Below are 16780 nucleotides of genomic sequence, written 5' to 3'. Positions count from 1 at the left end.
CTTTCTAATTTTGATAGATATCAGCAATCGGTTTGGAAATTATTTTATTTAATTCTTCCATCATCGCGTTCACTGTACGTTCTTGTTCCATTAATTTCTTGACACTATCATATTTGGCTAATTGATCGGATACGTTTTGTAGCTTCTTAATATCCTCATCTTTTATTTCTTGATTATTCATTTGTTTTTGCTGCAAATCAGCTTGAAGTTTCTGTAATTGTTGAAATAGACCGTAAGCCATAGGATCAGCCTTCATTTGATTAAAAGCAGCTTGTAACCCCAATACCTCCACGGATTGCCGTAATTCTTGTTCTAACTGATTAGCAGTGTCATAAACATTGATCACTGATTTGTCCTCCTAGTTAATGTCTGATTAATCCCTTGATTTGATTATACCATTGTGTCACATTTTGACGAGTATTATTAAAGTCATTAATTGTATCTTCAACTTTTTGTTTGACATTGTTTCCAAAATTATTAATCCAATTCTGGGGGGAATTTTTTTGATTTTGCTGAGCGATAGTCGCAGCGTCTGTAACTTTAAAACTCGTCTTTTTAGTGTAAGGCAAAATATTCGTCATTTCGTTATTAAATACTTGTGAAGCTGCTGATTCTGTTTTTTCTTGAAGAAAATGTTGCGGGTCCGTTTTATCAAAACCCAGCCAGGTAGTAACTACAATATCGGGCGTATAACCCACAATCCACTGATCTTTGGTACCTGCAGTTCCATATTCTCTAGGAACTTCCGTGCTGCCCGTTTTCCCTGCTAGTTGATAATCAGCCGGCTTGGCGGCTTGTCCTGTTCCTTCGTCAAAGACTCCCAGCATCATGCTGGTCATCGTCTTGGCAGTGCTTTTACTCATAATGGGTTTAGGCAAACCATTGTGATGTTCGGCAATCACCGCGCCAGTGGCATCGACAATCTTCGTAATAAAATGAGTATTAGCTAAGCGGCCCTGATTAGCAAAGGCAGTATAGGCCCGCGCCATTTGGTAGGGAGTAACCCCTGTTTGCAAACCTCCTAAAGCCAAAGCTAAGTTTCGATCGTCCTCTGAAACCTTGATACCAAAATTTTCTACTGCAGCCACTCCTTTTTTAACCCCAATTTTATCTAACAAGGCAACAGCCGGCACATTTTCACTATTGGCTAAGGCTTGGTACATTGGAATTTCATCTGCGTAAGAACCATCCGCATTAGTAGGCGTATAATGGTTCTTACCAAAACTAGTTATTTGATTAGGCAGCATTGAATCCAGTTTATAGCCCGATTGTACTGCCGGAGTGTATACAGCTAGTGGTTTGATGGTTGATCCCGGTTGCCGGCGCATTTGCGTAGCACGATTGAGTGAGCGAAAAACGTGTTTGCCACGGCCTCCCACCACCGCTTGGACTCCACCAGTAGTGGGATCTAACGCAATGGAAGCTCCTTGAACCAAGGTATTATCATTCGCATTATCTGGAAATAGCGCATCATTATCGAAGGTTGCCTGCATTTGCGACTGAACTTCTTGATTTAAGGTCGTATAAATGGTATAGCCCTTATTCAAAATATCCGCTTCGGATAAATGATACCGCGATTCCGCTTCGCCAATGACAGCATCAAAATACGACGGATAACGGTAACCGCTTTGCTGTTGATATCCGTTGACAATTGTCACGGTGCGTTTTTTGGCGGCTTGTGCTTGACTGGCTGAAAGCTTGTGATTATCCACCATTAATTGTAGAATTAGATTTTTGCGGCTGCGGGAATTGCCAGGATTTTGAATCGGATCATAATAGCTGGGATTACGCAGCATCGCGGTTAAAGTTGCTGCCTGCTCTGGGGTCAATTCGGCAGCATTTTCATTAAAATACCGTTGAGAAGCATCTTGAACCCCCCAAACGCCATTGCCAAAATAAGCATTATTCAGATACATTGATAAAATATCTTTTTTACTATAAACATGATTGATTTGAACTGCTAAAAAGAATTCTTCCAGCTTACGTGTAAAATTTTGTTTTTGCGTTAACAGGGCATTTTTAGCTAACTGTTGCGTTAAAGTACTCCCCCCACCAACGATGCGATGATATAGTATTAGGCCTAGCGCTGAACGAGCATAACCCCGCAAGCTAAAACCTGGATTAGTCCAAAAAGTCCGATCTTCTGTCGAAATTACGGCCGCCTGCATCGCCGGAGAAATTTTATCTAAATTAACATAAGTTCCCTTTTGCGCGTATAAGGAACCTGCATCATTGCCATGCACATCCATAATTTTCGTAGTAGTTTGTAAAGTTGCTTTTAAATTTTGAACATTGGCGGTTTTCGCTTTAAAAGTCAAAAAAGCGCTAGTGATGAAAACAATAATTAAAACAATTAATAAACACCAACGAACTAAATGAAAGCGTTGGATAAATCGTTGCAATGCTTGTGCTGATTTCTTCAGCAATAACTTCAACTGTTTTTGCCAATGGCGGGATTTTTCTGTATTCATAGCCATATTTTATCATAATCACTTCCAGGAAAGGAATTTACAATGATTTTGGAACGTCATTTCACAATCACGGATTTACCGCAACCCCTAAGTATCCGCGCCGCTTTACAACACTGGTTAATTCCCCGAAAGTGGCAGCATGAACTTCGTGTTCAACGCAGTATCTTAGTAAATAACACTTATCAGCCCTTTAATCACTTGGTCCATGACAGCGATCAAATTGATTTGACATTGAATCTTCAATTACCACAACAACATTATTTACCTGCTGCGCAAGTTAATTTTACAGTAGTTTATGAAGACTCCGATCTTCTCATAATTAATAAACCTGCCGGAATCAAAACTCATCCTAATGTTCCTCAGGAAACCCAGACCTTATTTAATCAAGTCCGAACTTATTTAAACAAACAACCGCTCATGATTCACCGGTTAGATAAATTAACCAGTGGTTTAATTATGGTTGGTAAAAATCCCCTGGTCATCCCCATTTTAGAACGGCAGTTAGCACAAAAAACTATGCAACGCCAATATCTGGCAGTCACAGCTTATCAAGCTCAGGTTCCCAAACAAGGTTCTATCATTGCTCCTATTGGCCGTAGGGATCTTCATTCCACTCGTCGCTGCTTGGATTCACAAGGTTTGTTTGCCCAAACTGATTACCGTATCTTACAGCATAATCGTCGCTATGCCTTGGTACAACTGAATTTAAAGACAGGGCGTACTCATCAAATCCGCCTACATCTGCAAAAAATTGGTCTGCCCATTTTAGGCGATCCGTTATATGGCAACGAGCCGGCAGCCCGATTGTATCTACATGCAATGAAATTGACCTATCAAATTCCTTTTACAGCAAAACAGCGCCAGGTCGAAACCTTAGCGCCGTCAGAATTTTATCATTTAACCACTTAACTATAAGATGCTTGGACCGCCTGATAGGTAGGAATCGAAGGCTGGGCCCCTAAACTTTGAACAGTAAGCGCTGAAGCCTGACATGCAAACCGCACTGCTGCCACCAAATTTTTAAAGTCTGGCTGTAATTGAGAGACCATCGCCCCAATAAAGGTATCGCCTGCCGCCGTCGTATCCACAACTGGGACCGCAGAGGCCGGAATTAGTTGTGGTGATATATCCTTTGCAACCAGATAAGCGCCTTTATCTCCGACAGTAATAACGCTGCAAGCCTGTGTTAGCTGATACAAAGCTTGTGTACATTGGACTAAAGTTGCTTCATCGTTGATAGAAATCCCCGTCAAAGCTTGGGCTTCAGTTTCATTAGGACAAATCAAATCGGTATGCTCTAATATCTCAGCTGGCAATTGTGGGACTACGGGAGCTGGATTTAAAATAGTTCGGGTATTAACTTGTTGGGCATACGCAAAGGCCTCGGCAATAACTGCTAAAGGAATTTCACATTGAGCAATCAAAAAGTCGGCGGCTTGAATGAGCGAATGCGCAGCCTGCACGTCGGCAGTAGTTAAGGCCTGATTGCTACCCCCATAAATAATAATACTATTTTCGCCGGAATCTTGAAGCAAAACATAGGCTTGTCCCGTACCTTGCTGCGGATCCACCTGAATATGCTGAATATCAATTTGTTCGGCGGCTAAGCTATGCAGCAGGCGCTTACCAGCGGCGTCAGCACCCACACGACCGATAAATGCCGTCTGCGCCAAACCAGTACGCCGGGCAGCTACTGCTTGATTTGCACCTTTACCGCCTAAAGCCGAACTTTGAGCAGTCATTTTAATAGTTTCCCCAGGTTGTGGTAAACGATGAACATGCAATGTTTGATCAACATTCAAACTTCCCAAAACAACAATTTTATTGGTCACAGCTCTCACTTCCACTATTGAAATGTTGTATTAAGTTCAGCCTAGCATAAGTTGCTCCTTAGAACAAATTGAACTATTACATTTCATCCGGAGCTTGTACTCCCAACAAATTCAAAGCTTCTTTCAGCACAATTGCCACCGCTTGTACCAACTGTAGTCGTGCTGCTAATTGTGCATCTGCCACTAGTACTTTGGTGTGGGCATAATAGTGATTAAAAGCTTTAGCTAAACGTAAAGCATATTTAGCGATAACTGAAGGTTCACGTTGGGTCCCAGCTTGTTGAATAATTCTTGGAAAATCTGCTAACAATTTTGCAATTTCCCAAGTATTATCATCCACTTGTTCCCAAGCTACTTTGTCATCAGATTGTTGCGCAGCTTTGCGAAGAATACTCATTGCCCGCGCATGTGTATATTGAACATAAGGACCGGTTTCACCTTCAAATCGCACCACTTCTTCTAGTTGGAAATCAAAATTGTCGGTCCGATTATTTTTTAAATCATGAAAAATAACGGCCCCCACTCCCACAGCATGTGCGACTGTTTCTTTATCAGCCAGAGTCGGATTTTTTTCATCAATTTGTTGCCGAGCTAATGTGACGGAATCCTGTAATACATTCTCTAATAAAATAACTCGACCCTGCCGGGTGGAAAGTTTCTTACCACCAGCCGTAATTAAGCCAAATTTGATATGCTCAATATCTTCAGACCAAGCATAACCCATTTTAGCTAAAACGGCTTTTAATTGTTCAAAATGAACGCTTTGTTCACTCCCCACTACATATAAAGCCTTAGCAAAATGATAAGTACGTTTGCGATATAAAGCAGCGGCAAGATCTCGGGTAATGTACAACGTTGCTCCATCTGATTTTTTGATTAAAGCCGGCGGTAAATCAGGACCTAAATCAACAATCTCGGCGCCTTTGCTCTCTTGTAACAACCCTTTTTGCTGTAGTAAATCGACAATTTCGGCCATTTTATCATTGTAAAAAGCTTCGCCCGTATAAGAATCGAATTGGACTCCTAATTCATCGTATACTTTCGTAAAAGATTTTAAAGATTCATCACGAAACCATTGCCACAAATGCGTGGCTTCTTCATCGCCCGCTTCCAATTTACGAAACCAAGCGCGCGCCTCTTCATCTAATTCGGGATATTTTTGATCCAATTGATGAAACTTTACATAATATTTTTGTAAACTATTAATTGGATCTCGTTTGACATCTGCTTCATTTCCCCATTTTTTATAAGCAACCATGAGTTTGCCAAATTGGGTTCCCCAATCTCCCAAATGATTAATTTTAATCGGTTGGTAATCTAATTTAGCTAAAATTTTAGCAATCGAATTCCCAATCACCGTCGAACGTAGGTGCCCCATCGACATCGGCTTAGCAATATTAGGCGACGACATATCAATCACAATGCGGGCTTGCTGTCCTGTCTGTTGATCTCCAAAGTGTTCGCCGGTTGTTACCACCGTTGCTAAAGTCTGGGTCACAATAGCTGGCCGCTGCAGGAAAAAATTCACATACGGGCCCTGAGCCACCACTTTCGTAAATGCTGAAGAATCCAGATCTGCCACTATTTGCTGTGCAATTTTTACCGGGACTTGGTGCAGTTGCTTCGCCAACTGAAAAGTAGGAAAAGCAAAATCACCTAAATCAGAATTTTTGGGAACTTCGATTAAGTCTGCAATTTGTGATGTCGTTAAATCGACCTGATCAAATTGTAATAAAACCTGTTCTAATTGTTTGGCAATCGTTTGTTGTGCTTCCATTAAATTCAAAATATTTCCTCCAATATGCTTCAATAAAAAAAGTCTCTTTCATACTAAACTGAAAGAGACGAGCATGCCCGCGGTACCACTCTATTTGATTATTAATCCACTCAAATATTATATTTGGTTGTTACAAAGCCGCGACGGTATCATTATTTATGCTCAGTTTGCACTGTCCTAAGCTCACTGTTATTCCCTAACATGATACTTAAATCTTTGCTTCTTAATTTTAAAGGAAATTCCAAAGAGATTCAAGCAATTAATGCGGATAATTTTAATTGGATTTCTGAAACTTTTGGACGCTTATAAATTATGGTTTTGCTAAGACTATTCCCCATCAAAAAAGCCACCTCTTAAAGGTGGCTGACAAATTATTTACCTAAATGATTTATAGCTTCTTGAATAGTTCTGCCTTGTCCACTTTCATTTCTGTTTGGATCAACGGCAATGAACGTTTGCGAAGCGGTGTCAAGTTGAATACGGAGTTTTTTGTTCATGTTCATTACCTCCCTTTCTTTATATATGTTATTTTACTCACAAACTTGTTAAATGTCAAATCAACGTTAAAAAATATTAACATTGTGCAAGTAAAATATGTATGACAGCCCTAAATATATTGATTAATTATTTTAATCTTTTTTTTCTAAAAAAGCAAGACTAAATAAATTTTTTTTAATATATAAAGCACGTATTATCTGATATCGCCATTTGTTAAAATCAAATACGTTATTCAAGCGCTGATTTGAACCTGCCAGAAAACAATTTAAGCCCAAAAACTAATTACTTCCAACAATATGGATCTTATAAAACTCTCACAATCCATAAATGCCTCATAACTGCAATATTAAATAAGAAGCTTACTTAATAAATACAAAAACTTAGTAATAAGGCCTAACTAGATAATACTACCAATTAATTAAAAGAAATATGAAAATGCACCCGATTATTTCAAATAAATTTTCCTTAAATAAATCCATGTAGGTTGTGGGCTTAAACTATTTGGGTTTTATGGACCAATAATAAATTTTCATTTCTTCCCAAGGTGTACATTATTGCCGATCACATAAAAAGGAGACTAAAATATGACTACTATTGCTATTCTCGGAGCTCATGGTACTACAGCTCAAATCGTCACTCAGCAATTAATTCAAGAAACACATTTATATTTACGTTTATATTTGCGTCGTGCTGAACGCCTAGCTTCTTTAGCAACTGCCCCACGAGTTTCGATAATCGCAGGTAATGTCCAAGATCCTAGTACGTTACAACTGGCAGTAAAAGGAGCTGATCTAGTTTATTCTAATATTGGCGGTGTCGATTTAGCCATCTTGACCAAATTAATCTTAGAAGCAATGCAGAAAACAGGATGTCAACGGCTTCTTTTCTATAGTGCTTTGGGGGCTTTACATGAAGTACCTGGTAAATTTGGTACGTGGAACGAAACTGCCATTGCTGATTATCTACCCGGATTTAGACTAGCCAATCAACTAATTGAAGAACAATCACAAATTAATACGACACAGTTTCGACCGGCTTGGTTAACTAACAAAGATGAAATTAATTATGAGATTACTAGCGCTGACGAACCCTTTCGAGGGACTGAAGTTTCCCGCCAAAGTGTAGCTGATTTTGTGGTTCGGGTAATCAAAAATCCTACTTTATATCCACATACCAGCGTAGGTCTGAATAAACCACATACTGCAGGCAATTTACCTGCTTGGCTGCAGGTCTAAATATCTATGGGCAACTATTTTAAAAGTTTATTTATAAAAGCCAGCAGTCTGTGTTTCGGCCATTACGACTGGAATCTGGAAACCTGTCCCACTTTTACTCTAATAGATAAAAGTAACCAGCATAATTACTTCCTTTATTGAATAACTAATAGGTTTGATATTACTTCTACCCGCTATTATATAAAAAATGAACAACAACTTTTGATTATGGTAGTAAAAGATGTGTTAACTGTTAATAGCTCGATTCATCTTTACCATCACGGACATCATAATCAGGTATAATAGATATAAGGAGGAAGTCCAAATGAAAATTCCCATTGAACGTTCACATACAGATCGTTATTTAGCTGGCGTCGTAGGAGGTTTAGCGGCCCATTTTGATTGGAATTCCAATTTGTTACGGGTGATTTTTATTGTCTTAGCCTTGACTCCCGGTTTTCCTGGAATTCTAGTGTATTTGGTTTTATGGTTATTAATGAAATAAAACAAGGATTGCTTTTTAATGAGCAGTCCTTGTTTTCAGTTTACTTTCAAGCGGATGACGAGAATCGAACTCGCGACGCCAGCTTGGGAAGCTGAAGTTTTACCACTAAACTACATCCGCAATACTCTTACTATTATACACAAAAATGAGAGTTATGTGTCGATTTTTTTCAAAAAATCTGTCATAATTATCTTATGCAAAAAATAAGACAAAACCTCTATCTCAAAAAAGTAATGCGTGTTTGTGGAATCCTCATTGGTTTAGCCATGATTTCCATCAGTGTTTCCATGTGTTTTGAACCCCATGCCATTGCTGCTGGTGGTGCTACAGGTATTGCCATACTCGTGCAAGAAGTCCTGCAAGTCCCGTTGTCCGTGACCCTATTGGTTTTCAATGTGGCCATGTTAATTTTGACCTTGATCTTTTTAGACAAAGTTTCAGCGGCAAAAATTACCTTCGGTAGTATTGTCTTACCTATTTTTTTGGCACTGACGCCCAATACCATGATTATCAAGAATGCACTGCTTTCAGATATCATTGGTAGTATTATTTTTGGGTTCGGTTTATCCATTATTTATCGTTTGGGTTCCTCGTCGGGAGGAACTACTGTGCCGCCAATGATTTTAAACAAGTATTTCCATATTCGGAATGCCAATAGTTTATTTGTCATTGACGGCATTGTGTGTCTGGGGAATATTTTTGTTTCTGGTCTAGAGGAGTTTTTCCTGGCGATTTTATCGGTCGGAATTTCGACCATCGTTATGAATTATGTTCAAACTGGTTTAGATAAAAAATTAGTTGTTTATATCATGAGCGAACATCATTTAGAAGCTATTCGGCAACAGTTAAACGACCAACTTAATGCCGGCAGCACAGTGTTTGACGTTCGCGGGGGCCATTCTAATGACGAGAAAGAAATGTTGATGCTAGTAGCTGAAACTCAGGATTATGGTACAATTTTAAATACTATTTTTGCGATTGACCCAAACGCATTTATTTTAGCCGACTCTGTAGCCGAAGTGCATAATGGTAGTTTTTAAAAAGTTTTTGTCAAATAATTGACAGAAGTCTGAAAAGGCATATAATTTATGTAGTTCCAAAAAATAACATTCATTACACGAGAAGAAGTGCTATTGGCACTTCTTTTTTTAGTACCTAACAAAATGGTCTGGCAGTGTAGCACTGATATTAATATAAAAAATTCTCAATTCCTACGAATAGAAATTGAGAATTACGCAAAAAACCAACTGCTAAAATGTTATTTTAATTGTGCTTGTGCTTTTTGAGCAGCAACATTAATGATATTCCATGGACGATCATATCCTGGTTGGAAGAAGAAGTCGGCATAAGCTAAATCATTAACAGTTAAATGTTGTTGAATAGCAAGCGAAATGACATTGATATCGGCAGTCACATCAGCCCGGGACATAATTTGTGCGCCCATAATTTGACCATTATCAGGATTGTACGATAATTTGAATTGTACCTTAGCATTTTGACTCTCCGGAACAAAAGCAGGACGATAAGTATCTTCCACATACACAGATGCAATTTTCGCTTGGAACTTAGCAGCTGTAGCTTCTTTGACTCCCGTAGCTGCAAAATGGTATTCAAAAACGCTCAAAGCGGATGAACCGGACACTGCTGGTGTCGGTTGATTAGCGTTGGTCAGATTCTTGACTGCATAACGACCTTGGCGCCGACTATTAGTAGCCAAAGCAATTGGAACTTCTTTTCCTGTGGGAGCAAATTGGACATGGGTGGCATCACCGACTGCAAAAACATCCGGAGCACTTGTTCTTTGATAAGCATCGATTTTAATGGTGTGATCCGCATTCAGTTCCAGTGTATTTGCTAACCAGTTTGTATTCGGTTTGACACCCGTAGCTTCAATTACTAAATCGGCAGGATAAGTTTTTTTATCGGTAACCACTTTTTGGACTTGGTTGTGATCATTACCCACAAATTTTTGCACCGTTTCACCCAAGCCTAATTTAATCTGATGCTGCGCTAAGGTGTGGTCTAAAACTTCGGTAAACTCTTGATCTAAGTAGGTATTTAAAATCCGCGGCATAATATCTAAAACGGTAACTTGTTTTCCAGCTTTAGCAAAAGCCTCGGCAGCTTCCATGCCAATATAGCCAGAACCCACTATTACGACTTGTTGAATGGCTGGGTCTACGGTAGCCTTTTTTAATTTAATTGCCCAATCGCGACCCCGCATAAAGTAAATATTGTCTAAATCTTTACCAGGGACATTTAAAGCTGCAGGTACTGCCCCCGTACTTAAAATTAACTTGTCATATTTTTCGGTGCGTGTAGTATCGTCGGCTAGATTATGAACCTGGACTTCATGCTGCTTGGGGTCAACTGCAGTGACATCTTGTTGGACAAACACATGAACGCCTTGCTTTTCCATACTCGTCGGTGTCGCATAACGTACCGAGTTGACATCTTTAACTACCCCTTCAAGATACAACTGCATGCCACAAGATAAAAACGAGATAAAATTACCCTTTTCATACCATTGAATTTCTGCTTGGGGATAATCTTGTAATAATTCACGGACGGCTTCATAACCACCGTGTGAAGATCCGACAACAATAACTTTCATATATTTTCCTCCATTCGTTGTTCAACCTAAATTATAATCATTCTAATTTAGAAAGCAACTCGGAAAATATCTCAAAGTTTAATTTTGTTCAGCAAAATAATGCATCCAATAAGGAATTGCTTCGCTTAACTGCGTCGGTAAAACCACATAATATTTTTGGGCTAACTGCTCGGCAATATAACTATGCAAATAAACGGCGGCTAAAATTGCGGCCGTCTGTACTGAAAATTGGGCCAAAAAACCCGCTATCATTCCCGTTAAAGTATCACCAGTGCCGCCAGTGGCCATGGCCGCGGTGCCGGCCGTATTTTGAAAAATTTGTCCGGTTTGGTTATCATAGATCGCCGTCGGAGCTCCCTTTAGCACTAAAACTGTCTGTTTTGGAGCCTTTTGCCGTAAGCATCGTAGATTAGCTGATGGCTGTTGGGTACTGAGTGCCAACTGTGACAATCGCTGCCATTCCACGGCATGCGGTGTTAAAACAATCTTCTGCGCGTTAGTAGTCATCGTCAGCGATTGTTGAGACCATAAATTTAATGCTGTAGCATCCATAATTAAACTCTGTGAAGCCGTGGCGGCGTTAATTATTCTTTGTAATAAAGCGGTATTGGCAAGCGTTGGCTGTAAGCCGGGGCCCATAGCAATCACGTTCATCGTTTGGGCTAGTTGTAAAACAGCAGTTTGATCGCGTAAATCTACCACCATCGCTTCTGGTAAAACGGCATGCACGCTGGTAAAATTATGCGGGTCCGTTGCCAAAGTGACTAGACCAGCTCCGGTATACACTGCAGCCTTAGTCGCCATTAAAGCTGCACCTGTATAATTTTGACTACCGGCAATAATTAAAACTTTACCAAAAGTACCCTTGTGCGATTTTAGAGGCCGCGGTTGAATTACCTGTTTTAAAATTTCATTTGTAAGTTTTTCCATTATTTTTAATTTCCTAGTTACTTTCACTATTTTTTTTGGTAGAATATTTATTTGTAAGGCCGTTGTGGCGGAATTGGCAGACGCGCAGCGTTCAGGTCGCTGTATGGATTTCCATGTGCAGGTTCGACTCCTGTCAACGGCATCTCAATTTCCTATATCGAGTATTGGTTCCCGGCAGTATGTTTATGGACTTCATCCTTGGATTATCAATCTAAACAGTAGCATAGAACTTATGATGATTTTAGCATAATTTTAAAGCTTTAGAAAAATTTAGAGTTCCCAATACGCTTACTTCAGATCATATTTGATTGTTTCGAGCAGCTTTTTGTTTCCGATAAAAAGCTGTTTTTTATTGTTGATTGTCATTTTTAATTGCTTGAATCTCCCTTGGCTTTTAAAGATTCAAGGCTGGTTTGGCGGCGGTTTTAGTAACTCCTAAGCGTAAAAATATTAGTCCTTTCGCAATTCTAATTATCTAAAACACAATAATACGCAAAAGACCTCTACCAACAATTTGGTGAGGTCCTTTACGTTGCTGCTTTTATGAAAGGTTTGATAGCCTAAAGCGTACCATGTTTAGTTTAATTTGTAAACGCTTTTACGTTATTTTTTTAAATCTTTCTAAGAGAGTTCTTTGGATAAATCATTTTTAGGACCTTAAAAAAAGCGCCCTCAAAAAAATTTTTTGTAAATTTAAGAAATTGAAACTGGAGCTCCACTGGCTTCCCAGTACTTTATAAAAATTAGGTCCGTTAATCTTCCAGATCTATATATTGTATTTAAAATCTGAACGTTGTACCATATGTGGTGGATAAATAAAAAGGAGACAACATCGTGACTACACTAACAACCACTAATATTAAATTAGATCCCAAATTTATCGCGCAAACCATTCAGGACATCCAACCTCACTGGGGACCTTTAGGCTGGGTTACGTATAAACGTACTTATGCCCGGTGGCTACCCGAAAAAGGACGAACGGAAAATTGGGCCGAAACTGTACAGCGTGTTGTCGAAGGCAACATCAATTTAGATCCCCGTCTGCACGATCAACCCGACTTTAAATTGATTAAAGAACTGACCTTGGAGGCCCAACAACTCTTTAAGCTAATTTACGGCCTGGCAGCTACTCCTTCTGGACGGAATCTTTGGATTTCGGGTACGGACTATCAAAAACGCAATGGGGATGCCTTGAATAACTGTTGGTTTATTGCTATTCGCCCGCAAGCTTATGGTCAAAGTCATATTGTTCCCGAATATTTACAACCAGAGCAAGTTGCTGTTTCGATGCCATTTTCATTTTTGTTTGATCAATTAATGAAAGGCGGCGGTGTAGGTTTTTCAGTAGTGAAAAACAATATCCGGCAAATGCCGGCAATTGATCAACCTTTAGAACTAACAGTGTTAATTGATTCAAAAAATAAAGATTATCAAGAATCCTGTCAATTGGGCGCCGTTGATAAGAAACAGTGGTTGCGCGATCATTCACTAACTGATAGTTATTATTATGAATTACCTGATACTAGAGAAGGCTGGGTTTTAGCCAATGCCCGCGTCATTGATTTTCATTTTAATCAAACCAATTTGCAGCATAAAAATAAATTAGTCCTCGATATTAGTAAAATTCGTCCCCGTGGCGAGCGAATCAAAGGCTTTGGTGGTACAGCTTCGGGACCGATGCCCTTAATCGAAATGTTGTTTGACATTAATACATTGTTAAATCACCGTGTCCAACAACAGTTGAGTGCTGTGGATTGTACAGATATTTGTAATTTGATTGGCAAAACTGTCGTTGCCGGCAACGTTCGCCGTTCTGCTGAACTAGCCTTAGGCTCCGGTGATGATGCGGATTTTATTACAATGAAACAAGATCAAACCCAGTTATATCATCACCGTTGGGCTTCCAATAATAGTATTAATGTGACCAAAAACCTGACCGATTATCAACCCATTGCGGATGCTATTCAAGAAAATGGCGAACCGGGAATTGTCAATTTAAATTTATCCCAAAATTACGGCAGAATAGTTGATGGCTATCAGCCGGGTATTGATCAACAAGTAGAAGGTACCAACCCTTGTGGTGAAATCTCTTTAGCCAACGGTGAGCCTTGCAACCTGTTTGAAGTTTTTCCCTATATTGCCGAAAAACAAAATTGGGATTTAACAGAAGCCTTTACCTTGGCCACCCGTTACACCAAGCGCGTTACCTTCAGTAATTATGATTGGGAAATTTCACGAAAAATTATTCAACAAAATCGGCGCATCGGTGTTTCGATGTCGGGCATTCAGGATTGGATTTTGAGTAAGTTTGGAAACCGGGTTGTAACTGGTTTTAACGATCAAACACACCAACCTATTTATGATCAACGAGCAGTTGACTGCTTTAATCAATTATATCAAGCTGTGGTTGCTGCTGATCAAAACTATTCCCAACAACTGCATTGTCATCCTTCGATTAAACATACCACTGTCAAACCTTCGGGCACCGTCGCTAAATTAGCTGGTGTTTCTGAGGGAATGCATTTTCATTATGCTGGTTATTTGATTCAAAGAATTCGTTTTCAAGATAGTGATCCTCTGTTACAAGCTTTACAACAATGCGGTTATCGTATGGAACCTGATATCTACACCGAGCATACGATTTGCGTTGAATTCCCAGTAAAAGCTCCCAATGCTGATAACCCTAACTTTGCCTCTGCAGGCAGCGTTTCTATAGCAGAACAATTTGCGACACAAGCCTTCTTACAAACTTATTGGTCGGATAATGCAGTAAGTTGTACAGTGACCTTCCAAAATAATGAGGCTAATCAGATTGCGCCACTGCTGGAACAGTATCGTCAAATTATCAAATCTACTTCTTTGTTACCATATTATGGCGGTTCTTTGAAACAAGCTCCTAAAGAACCCATTACAAAAACTCAGTATCAGCAAAAACAAGCAGACATTGCCGATAACGTTAATGTCGTTTTCGATCAGATGCAAGATCAACAAGATCTGGAATTGGTCGATCAAAGTGATTGTGCTGGTGGTGCTTGCCCGATTAAATAATAACAAGCCGCAGTATTCTAAATATAAATTCTTGATCTTTCAATTCAAAGAAAATAACCCTACTAATATAAATTAGTAGGGTTTTTAATTTAAAGAAATTTATTTCCTGGGTAATAATAAAGTTATTTACAATTTGGTCTTCGGCCAGTCCAAATTAATTTAAAAGCCCATTCTACCATATGACTTTTAGCAAGTTTTAAAAAAGCTTACCTTCGTAATTAGAAGATAAGCTTTGGAAATACTATTTTATATGCAAACTTTGACGCACATGCGCCACTCTCTGACCCAAAATCCGCTCACCTAAGTGAGTTCGTAAAAGTAGATATCCATAGATTAAGGCCCCAATAAAAACTTCTAACAACAGCATGGAAAAAGCAAAACCACGACTCAAGGTGGGCACCATGTGATATCCCACATGATCGACTAACATGACTCCAACCAACATCAAAACTGCTAAACAAAGCATCCCACAAGTTCGATTGATTGTTTGGCCTAGACTAAAATCAAATTTCAGCATTAACAATTTCAACATTAATAAACAAGAAACGGTCATTCCTACCGCCGTCGCTGCTAAGGGTCCAAAGACTCCCAAGAGCCAAATCAAGGGATATTGCATAATCATTTTGGCAATTAGTCCGACTAAGAAATAACGAATAGCCAGCCGATTTTGATAAACACCCTGCAGGATGGAAGATAAAACAGTAAATAATCCCATTAAAATCGCTACGATGGAATTAAATTGCAACACATAAATACCAATGCGATCATACCCGTAAAATAGAATATATAAAGGGCGCGCTACGGCATACATCCCTAAAGATGCCGGAATCATGACTAATAAAAACAATTGCAAGGTATTAGCAATTTGCACCCGTACATTTTGCCGATCTCGTCGAGAAAAGGCTGCAGACAGCAAAGGAACGGCCGTGACCGACATAGCTGTGGCTAAGGAGACTGTAATCATAATCAACTTATTAGCATTGAAACTAAATAAGGCATACAACGAGTCCAAAGTTTCTTTACTGAGACGATAGAAAGTTTTCATCATAAAGTCAAAGGTTGCTTGATCGAACAACTGAAAAATAATAATCCCAGCATCTAAAATGATAAAGGGTAACGCCTGGCCCCATATTTCAAAAAAGAAGTTTTGCTGTTCTGCTTGGTTATTGGTCCGGCTGCCACGTGCTAATTTTTGCAAACGTGGCAATTGTTTGACAAAATAAACTCCTAAAATAACTAGTCCGCATACTGCCCCAATAAACGCTGCAAAAGTAGATTGAACAACAGCACCCACATAACTACCTTTTTGCACCTTCATAATAACAAAAGTCGCAGCTAACATATACAGAACGCGACCCACTTGTTCCACAAATTGAGAAATGGCTGAGGGCGCCATCTGATTATAACCTTGAAAATATCCACGAGAAATACTCATAACAGGAATAATCAATAAGGCAGCGGATAAGGCTTTTAGTACCGGTATTAAATGCGGATCCCCGTCCCCAAAAATCTGTGCAATAGCCGGGGCTGCAAAATACATTAAAGCAGCCGTAATAATTCCTGTTAAAGCCATGATTTTTAGGCCTTGTTTAAAAAGTTTATTACCAGTGGAGTATTCATTGAGCGCATTATAATGCGCAATTTGCTTAGAAATAGCTCCCGGAATGCCAGCTGTGGAAACAATCAGAAAAAAGCTATAAATATTATAGCCTCGTGCAAATAAGGCATTGGCTAAAGATGTTGCCATCCAAGCATTCCAAGGGATAATATAAATAGCTCCTAAAAAACGTGAAAAGACGCTGCCGGCTGTCATCCATGCTGAACCTTTGACTAAAGAAGCGCGTCCTGCAGCTTGATAATCAGGTTCAGTTTGCTTCACGTTGTTGTCCAT

At 39.4% G+C, this 16780-nt stretch carries 13 protein-coding genes and 2 tRNA genes; 6 read left to right on the top strand and 9 right to left on the bottom strand.

Annotated features, from left to right (window positions below; translation table 11 throughout):
* Positions 1–4 precede the first annotated feature (4 nt).
* On the bottom strand, positions 5–346 hold the full coding sequence (locus tag JG30_RS02805) for a YlbF family regulator (protein WP_046315970.1): 342 nt from the start codon (positions 344–346) through the stop codon (positions 5–7).
* Positions 347–362: 16 nt separating this feature from the next.
* A complete protein-coding gene (locus tag JG30_RS02800; protein WP_084616692.1) occupies positions 363–2471 on the bottom strand; it encodes a transglycosylase domain-containing protein in 2109 nt (702 codons plus the stop codon).
* Positions 2472–2513: 42 nt separating this feature from the next.
* On the opposite strand from JG30_RS02800, the gene JG30_RS02795 reads away from it, so the two are divergent.
* Complete coding sequence (locus JG30_RS02795) at positions 2514–3380, top strand: RluA family pseudouridine synthase (RefSeq protein WP_046315968.1); 867 nt, start codon at positions 2514–2516, stop codon at positions 3378–3380.
* On the opposite strand, the gene rbsK is transcribed toward JG30_RS02795, so the two are convergent.
* From rbsK to JG30_RS09250, 3 genes are all read right to left on the bottom strand, one after another.
* On the bottom strand, positions 3377–4303 hold the full coding sequence (rbsK, locus tag JG30_RS02790; protein WP_046315967.1) for a ribokinase: 927 nt from the start codon (positions 4301–4303) through the stop codon (positions 3377–3379). The two genes, JG30_RS02795 and rbsK, sit on opposite strands and share 4 nt — an antisense overlap.
* Positions 4304–4379: 76 nt before the next feature.
* Positions 4380–6080, bottom strand: coding sequence for an arginine--tRNA ligase (gene argS / locus JG30_RS02785; RefSeq protein ID WP_046317173.1), 1701 nt, complete (start codon positions 6078–6080; stop codon positions 4380–4382).
* A gap of 371 nt (positions 6081–6451) precedes the next feature.
* Positions 6452–6577: a hypothetical protein gene (locus JG30_RS09250; protein WP_255526339.1), complete on the bottom strand. Its 126-nt coding sequence runs from the start codon at positions 6575–6577 to the stop codon at positions 6452–6454.
* A gap of 585 nt (positions 6578–7162) precedes the next feature.
* Here JG30_RS09250 and JG30_RS02780 point away from each other — a divergent pair.
* Together JG30_RS02780 and JG30_RS02775 are read left to right on the top strand one after the other, a co-directional pair.
* Positions 7163–7813: an NAD(P)H-binding protein gene (locus JG30_RS02780; protein WP_046315965.1), complete on the top strand. Its 651-nt coding sequence runs from the start codon at positions 7163–7165 to the stop codon at positions 7811–7813.
* A gap of 304 nt (positions 7814–8117) precedes the next feature.
* Positions 8118–8297 (top strand): PspC domain-containing protein, encoded by a 180-nt coding sequence (locus tag JG30_RS02775; RefSeq protein ID WP_046315963.1) that lies wholly within the window; start codon positions 8118–8120, stop codon positions 8295–8297.
* Positions 8298–8346: 49 nt separating this feature from the next.
* Here the strand turns inward: JG30_RS02775 and JG30_RS02770 are convergent.
* Positions 8347–8417 (bottom strand) — tRNA-Gly (locus JG30_RS02770).
* 74 nt (positions 8418–8491) lie between these two features.
* Here JG30_RS02770 and JG30_RS02765 point away from each other — a divergent pair.
* Positions 8492–9337, top strand: a complete 846-nt coding sequence (locus JG30_RS02765; protein ID WP_046315961.1) for a YitT family protein — start codon at positions 8492–8494, stop codon at positions 9335–9337.
* A gap of 218 nt (positions 9338–9555) precedes the next feature.
* Here JG30_RS02765 and JG30_RS02760 read toward each other — a convergent pair whose 3' ends face one another.
* Positions 9556–10911, bottom strand: coding sequence for an FAD-dependent oxidoreductase (locus tag JG30_RS02760; RefSeq protein ID WP_046315959.1), 1356 nt, complete (start codon positions 10909–10911; stop codon positions 9556–9558).
* Between the two features lie 78 nt (positions 10912–10989).
* Positions 10990–11841 carry an NAD(P)H-hydrate dehydratase gene (locus JG30_RS02755; RefSeq protein WP_046315957.1) on the bottom strand — a complete coding sequence of 284 codons (852 nt, stop codon included), beginning with the start codon at positions 11839–11841 and terminating at the stop codon, positions 10990–10992.
* A gap of 58 nt (positions 11842–11899) precedes the next feature.
* Between JG30_RS02755 and JG30_RS02750 the strand changes: the two genes are divergently transcribed.
* Together JG30_RS02750 and nrdJ are read left to right on the top strand one after the other, a co-directional pair.
* Positions 11900–11983, top strand: a tRNA-Leu gene (locus JG30_RS02750).
* Positions 11984–12672: 689 nt separating this feature from the next.
* On the top strand, positions 12673–14889 hold the full coding sequence (gene nrdJ / locus JG30_RS02745) for a ribonucleoside-triphosphate reductase, adenosylcobalamin-dependent (RefSeq protein WP_376856296.1): 2217 nt from the start codon (positions 12673–12675) through the stop codon (positions 14887–14889).
* 241 nt (positions 14890–15130) lie between these two features.
* Here nrdJ and JG30_RS02740 read toward each other — a convergent pair whose 3' ends face one another.
* On the bottom strand, positions 15131–16780 hold the full coding sequence (locus tag JG30_RS02740) for a putative polysaccharide biosynthesis protein (RefSeq protein WP_046315954.1): 1650 nt from the start codon (positions 16778–16780) through the stop codon (positions 15131–15133).

Source organism: Bombilactobacillus mellifer (genome assembly GCF_000970795.1).
In the GTDB taxonomy this organism is placed as follows: domain Bacteria; phylum Bacillota; class Bacilli; order Lactobacillales; family Lactobacillaceae; genus Bombilactobacillus; species Bombilactobacillus mellifer.
Note: the sequence above shows the minus strand (reverse complement) of the source record. Positions and strands in the feature narration are given on the sequence as shown.

Coding starts and splice junctions, on each gene's coding strand:
- JG30_RS02795 (WP_046315968.1), top strand. CDS start 2,514: ATGATTTTGGAACGTCATTTCACAATCACGGATTTACCGCAACCCCTA.
- JG30_RS09250 (WP_255526339.1), bottom strand. CDS start 6,577: ATGAACAAAAAACTCCGTATTCAACTTGACACCGCTTCGCAAACGTTC.
- JG30_RS02740 (WP_046315954.1), bottom strand. CDS start 16,780: ATGGACAACAACGTGAAGCAAACTGAACCTGATTATCAAGCTGCAGGA.
- JG30_RS02780 (WP_046315965.1), top strand. CDS start 7,163: ATGACTACTATTGCTATTCTCGGAGCTCATGGTACTACAGCTCAAATC.
- JG30_RS02760 (WP_046315959.1), bottom strand. CDS start 10,911: ATGAAAGTTATTGTTGTCGGATCTTCACACGGTGGTTATGAAGCCGTC.
- JG30_RS02765 (WP_046315961.1), top strand. CDS start 8,492: ATGCAAAAAATAAGACAAAACCTCTATCTCAAAAAAGTAATGCGTGTT.
- JG30_RS02800 (WP_084616692.1), bottom strand. CDS start 2,471: ATGAATACAGAAAAATCCCGCCATTGGCAAAAACAGTTGAAGTTATTG.
- argS (WP_046317173.1), bottom strand. CDS start 6,080: ATGGAAGCACAACAAACGATTGCCAAACAATTAGAACAGGTTTTATTA.
- JG30_RS02775 (WP_046315963.1), top strand. CDS start 8,118: ATGAAAATTCCCATTGAACGTTCACATACAGATCGTTATTTAGCTGGC.
- JG30_RS02755 (WP_046315957.1), bottom strand. CDS start 11,841: ATGGAAAAACTTACAAATGAAATTTTAAAACAGGTAATTCAACCGCGG.